Origin of the sequence: Spirillospora sp. NPDC049652 (assembly GCF_040675125.1) — a bacterium.
GTDB lineage: Bacteria > Actinomycetota > Actinomycetes > Streptosporangiales > Streptosporangiaceae > Spirillospora.
Genome location: NZ_JBFAOF010000542.1, coordinates 1 through 4,910, shown reverse-complemented (window position 1 = coordinate 4,910; position 4,910 = coordinate 1). Strand labels below are relative to the sequence as shown.

Below are 4,910 nucleotides of genomic sequence, written 5' to 3'. Positions count from 1 at the left end.
CGGACGTCGCGGGCCGGGTCGCGGGCGCCGTCCGCGAGGCCGCCGGCGGCCGTCCCCGTACGGAAGCCTGACCTCCAGGTAAGCCCGTCCGGCTCTCCACGGAAGGGCGCGCGACGTCGAGACCGGCGGCCCGAGGCGTGTCATCCGCCCCGGGCCGTCGGCGTTCCACCGGCCCGCTGGTCCGCAGGCTCGGCGTTCCGCAGGTTCGGTGTCGCGTCGGCTCGGTGGACCGCTACTTCGCGCCCTTGTCGTTGAACATGGGGTCGCGGCGGCGCGGCCAGATCCCGCCGTACCAGAGGATGATCACGCCGGCGACCAGGGCGCCCGCGCCGGTCGCCACGCGGGCCCAGATCATGGCCGAGTCCGCGCCGGTGTGCGGCAGCCGGGTCGGCTTGTGGCTGGGCGTCGCGGCCGCGCAGTTCGCCCTGACCGCCTTCTGCTTGACCAGCCGGTGCGCGGAGTCGTTCACCACGACCAGCGTCCGCCGGTCCTCGCGCAGGCGCAGCGTGCTCGTCCTGGTCGCGCCCGGCCCGACCTTGGCCGTCACCGGGGTGGAGTTGTCGTCGCGCTCCACCGAGTAGCCCTGCTCCTGCGAGCTCTCGTTGCGGACCGTCACGTCCACCGTCCGGCCGGGGCAGTCCACCGCGCCGAAGGTGACCACCAGCGGCTCCGCGCCGGTGGGGGAACCCGGGGAACTCGGCTTGGTCCCGTGCGTCGGCGACGACTTGCCCTTGCCCGGCGTGCCCGTCCCGCTGCCGGACGCCGAGGGGGTGGGGAGCGAGCTGGAGTTGGCGGCGGGCTTGTTCGAGGCGTTGGCCCCGCCCGAACCCCACTTCATCAGCTCGGGCACGGCGATCAGCGCCGCGATGACGAAGAAGACGGCGGCTATGACGACCCTCGGCAACTGCATCGTGACCTCCGGCCCGGCGGCCCTACGGGACCGCGCCCCGCGCACGGCCGTAATCTAGAGCATGCATAAACCCTGACCCATTTTTCTTCATATCCCCTCGGCCGGGTCCGTGTAACGGGGCAACCGGTGGGGGGATGTGCCGCCGGGGGCCGCGGCGACGCATGATGGTGCAATGGAAGACGGCATCACGGTGGGGACCCTGCTGGTGGCGACCCCCCAGCTCGACGACCCCAACTTCCGGCGCACGGTCGTGCTGGTCGTCGAGCACGACGACGGCGAAGGCGACGGCGGGACCCTCGGCGTCGTCCTCAACCGGCCGACCGAGGTGCCGGTCGACCGGGTGCTGCCGCCCTGGGCCGAGCTGGTGACCGTCCCCTCGGTGGTGTTCCAGGGCGGTCCGGTCGCGCTGGACAACGCGCTGGCGCTGGCCCGGCTGCCCGGCGAGGAGGAGCCGCTCGGCTGGCGGGCGCTCGACGGCGACCCGTCGGTGGCCAGAGTCGGCCTCGTCGACCTCGACGCCCCGCCCGCGCTGCTGGCGCCCGAGCTGCTCCAGCTCCGCGTCTTCGCCGGATACGCCGGCTGGGGCGCGGGCCAGCTGCTCGGCGAGATCGAGGACGGCGCCTGGTACCTGGTCCCGGCCGAGGCCGGGGACGTGTTCGCCGCCGAGCCCGAGCGGCTGTGGCAGCAGGTGCTGCGCCGCCAGGCGGGTGACCTGGCGTTCGTGTCGACCTTTCCCGACGACCCCACCATGAACTGACGGCTAAGGTGAAAGACGTGAGCACGAAGATCCTTCCCGAGAGCGACGTACGGCCGGACCTGTCGCACGGCGACGGCGACCACGAGCGGTTCGCGCACTACGTCAAGAAGGCCAAGATCACCGAGAGCGCCGTCACCGGCACGCCGGTGATCGCGCTGTGCGGCAAGGTCTGGGTGCCGAACCGCGACCCGAAGAAGTACCCGGTCTGCCCGGAGTGCAAGGAGATCTACGAGTCGATGAAGTCCGGCGGCGACTCCGGCGGCGACAAGTAGGACGGCGAGCAGCCGGGGTCCGCGCGCGTTCCCCCGTGATCCCCTGGCCGGTCGTGCGACGATCGGCCGGGGGATCACGACGTCTTCGGTTCGGGGGATGAGTCATGGGGCGGGGTTTCGCGCTTTCGCTGTGCGCTCTGTCGGTCACGTTCGGTACGGTCGCGAGCGCGAACGGTGAGATCCGGCCGGAGGTGGACGGCCGGGCGGGGGAGACCCTGGCGGGGCGTCCGGCGGCCGGGGGGCTGACGGGGGGTGTCGTTCGTACCGCGTGCGTCCGTCCGGGGCGGGCGGAGTCCGGCGGCGTGGCCGGGGCGTCCGGTCACGGGGGCGGTCGCGGCTCTGAGGCGGCCCCCACGGCCCTGGGCGGCGCGGCGCGGGCGGTCCGGGGCGGGGACGGGGCGACGCTGGGGAGAGGGCGTGTCGAGGCGATGGAGAGGGATCTGCGGCGGCGGCTGGCCGCCTGGTCCGGGACGTCCGGCCTCGGGGCGGCCGAGCGCGCGGCGCGGCGGGCGCGTCCGCTGCGGGTTCCGGTGCGCTTCCACGTGATCACCGCCGGGGCGGAGGGGGCGCTGCCCGAGGCGTCCGTGCGGCGGCAGGTCGCCGCCCTCAACCTCGCCTACGGCGGACGGCGCGGCGGCGCCGACACGATGGTCTCCTTCCACCTCACCGGCATCGACCGCACCGACCACGCCGACTGGTTCCGCGAGCCCAAGCAGCACGAGCGGGACCTCAAGCGCGCCCTGCGCCGGGGCGGACCCGGCGTGCTGAACCTGTACACGGCGGCGGTCGGCACGGAGATGCTCGGGTTCTCGACGTTCCCGCAGGCGTACCGCAAGGAGCCGGTGCTGGACGGCGTGGTGGTCGACTACCGCACCGTCCCCGGCGGGTCCTTCCAGCTCTACAACCTGGGGTTCACGGCCGTCCACGAGATCGGGCACTGGCTCGGGCTCTACCACACGTTCGAGAACGGCTGCGCGGCGCCGGGCGACTCGGTCGACGACACCCCGTACGAGGCGTCCGCGACCGGCGGCTGCCCAGTGAGGAAGGACACCTGTCCGCAATCCGGCGACGATCCTGTCCACAACTTCATGGACTATGCCCCCGACGACTGCATGCGGGAGTTCACCGCAGGTCAGGGGCGTCGCGTGCGGTCGGTGTGGGCGGTGTACCGGGGGCGCCGGGCGGGGTCCGGCGGGGGAAGCGCGGCGCGATCTGTCGGTCGGGATCGGTAGCCTTCGATGACCGTGAGCACCTTCGCCGCATCGAGCATGCCCCCCGCGTTCCCCGAACGGGCCGCGTGGGGGACCGCGTCGTCCCTGCGCGCCTGGCAGCAGCAGGCCCTCGAGGTCTACTTCGGGTCGGACGGCACGCAGCCCGGTCCGCGCGACTTCCTGACCGTCGCCACGCCCGGCGCGGGCAAGACGACCTTCGCGCTCCGCCTGGCCCGCGAGCTGCTGGACCGCCACCTCGTCCAGGCCGTCACCGTCATCTGCCCCACCGAGCACCTGAAGCGGCAGTGGGCCGAGTCCGCCGCCCGCGTCGGCATCAAGATCGACCCGGAGTTCCAGAACGGGCAGGGCGCCGTCGGCCGCGAGTTCCACGGCATCGCCGTGACCTACGCGACGGTCGCGGCGCGCCCGGCGCTGCACCGCAACCGCACCGAGATGAAGAAGACCCTGGTCATCTTCGACGAGGTGCACCACGCGGGCGACGGCCTGTCCTGGGGCGACGCGGTGCGCGAGGCGTTCGAGCCCGCGACGCGCCGGCTGTGCCTGTCCGGCACGCCGTTCCGCACCGACATCAACCCGATCCCGTTCGTCCAGTACGAGGAGGGCGCGGACGGCATCCGCCGCAGCCGCGCCGACTACACCTACGGCTACGGCCCGGCGCTCGCCGACGGCGTCGTCCGCCCGGTGATCTTCCTGGCGTACTCCGGCGAGATGCGCTGGCGCACCCGTGCGGGCGACGAGCTGGCCGCGACGCTCGGCGAGCCCCTCACGCAGGACCAGATGTCCCAGGCGTGGCGGGCGGCGCTCGACCCCAAGGGCGACTGGATGAAGCACGTCCTCGCCGCCGCCGACAAGCGGCTGACCGAGCTGCGCCGCGCCATCCCGGACGCGGGCGGCCTGGTCATCGCGACCGACCACGAGGCGGCCCGCGCCTACGCCAGGACGCTGCGCGAGGTGTCCGGGCAGGGCGCGACGATCGTGCTGTCGGACGACCCGACCGCGTCCAAGAAGATCAAGGCGTTCGCCGACACCGAGGACCGGTGGATGGTCGCCGTCCGGATGGTGTCCGAGGGCGTCGACATCCCGCGCCTGGCGGTCGGCGTGTACGCCACCTCCACCAGCACGCCGCTGTTCTTCGCCCAGGCGATCGGCCGTTTCGTGCGTGCCCGCAAGCGCGGCGAGACCGCGTCGGTGTTCCTGCCGTCGGTGCCGACGCTGATGGGGCACGCGGCCGAGATGGAGGCCGAGCGCGACCACGTCCTCGACAGGCCGGTCCGCGAGGACGGCCTGGACGACGACCTGCTCGCCGAGGCCAACCGCGAGCGCAAGACCCCGGACGTCGTCGGCGACGAGCTGCCGTTCGAGACGGTCGAGGCGTCGGCGACCTTCGACCGGGTGCTGTACGACGGCGGCGAGTTCGGCATGCAGGCGCAGCCGGGCTCGGCCGAGGAGGAGGAGTTCCTCGGCATCCCCGGCCTGCTCGAACCCGAGCAGGTCACCCAGCTGCTGCGCAAGCGGCAGGCCGAGCAGATCAAGAACGAGCGCAGCCGCAAGACCGGCGACCCGCGCGCCGACCGCACCGCCGCCGAGGACCTGCACGCCCTCCGCAAGGAGCTGAACGGCCTGGTCGGCGCGTGGAGCCACCGCACCGGCCAGCCACACGGCGTGATCCACTCCGAGCTGCGCCGCACCTGCGGCGGCCCCGTCCTCGCCCAGGCGAGCGCGGACGACGTCCGCAAGCG

The 4,910-nt window shown here is 73.4% G+C and carries 5 protein-coding genes; 4 read left to right on the top strand and 1 reads right to left on the bottom strand.

Annotation, left to right across the window (positions count from 1 at the left end):
• Nucleotides 1-232: 232 nt before the first annotated feature.
• Complete coding sequence (locus AB0J52_RS27340; protein ID WP_500185204.1) at nucleotides 233-910, bottom strand: hypothetical protein; 678 nt, start codon at nucleotides 908-910, stop codon at nucleotides 233-235.
• A 172-nt stretch (nucleotides 911-1,082) separates the two neighbouring features.
• Between AB0J52_RS27340 and AB0J52_RS27335 the strand changes: the two genes are divergently transcribed.
• From AB0J52_RS27335 to AB0J52_RS27320, 4 genes are all read left to right on the top strand, one after another.
• Nucleotides 1,083-1,667 (top strand): YqgE/AlgH family protein, encoded by a 585-nt coding sequence (locus AB0J52_RS27335; RefSeq protein WP_500185203.1) that lies wholly within the window; start codon nucleotides 1,083-1,085, stop codon nucleotides 1,665-1,667.
• Between the two features lie 17 nt (nucleotides 1,668-1,684).
• Nucleotides 1,685-1,939 (top strand): DUF3039 domain-containing protein, encoded by a 255-nt coding sequence (locus AB0J52_RS27330; protein WP_500185201.1) that lies wholly within the window; start codon nucleotides 1,685-1,687, stop codon nucleotides 1,937-1,939.
• 428 nt (nucleotides 1,940-2,367) lie between these two features.
• Nucleotides 2,368-3,171 (top strand): zinc metalloprotease, encoded by an 804-nt coding sequence (locus AB0J52_RS27325; RefSeq protein WP_500185200.1) that lies wholly within the window; start codon nucleotides 2,368-2,370, stop codon nucleotides 3,169-3,171.
• Between the two features lie 36 nt (nucleotides 3,172-3,207).
• A partial coding sequence (locus AB0J52_RS27320; RefSeq protein ID WP_500185205.1) for a DEAD/DEAH box helicase occupies nucleotides 3,208-4,910 on the top strand: 1,703 nt, incomplete at its 3' end.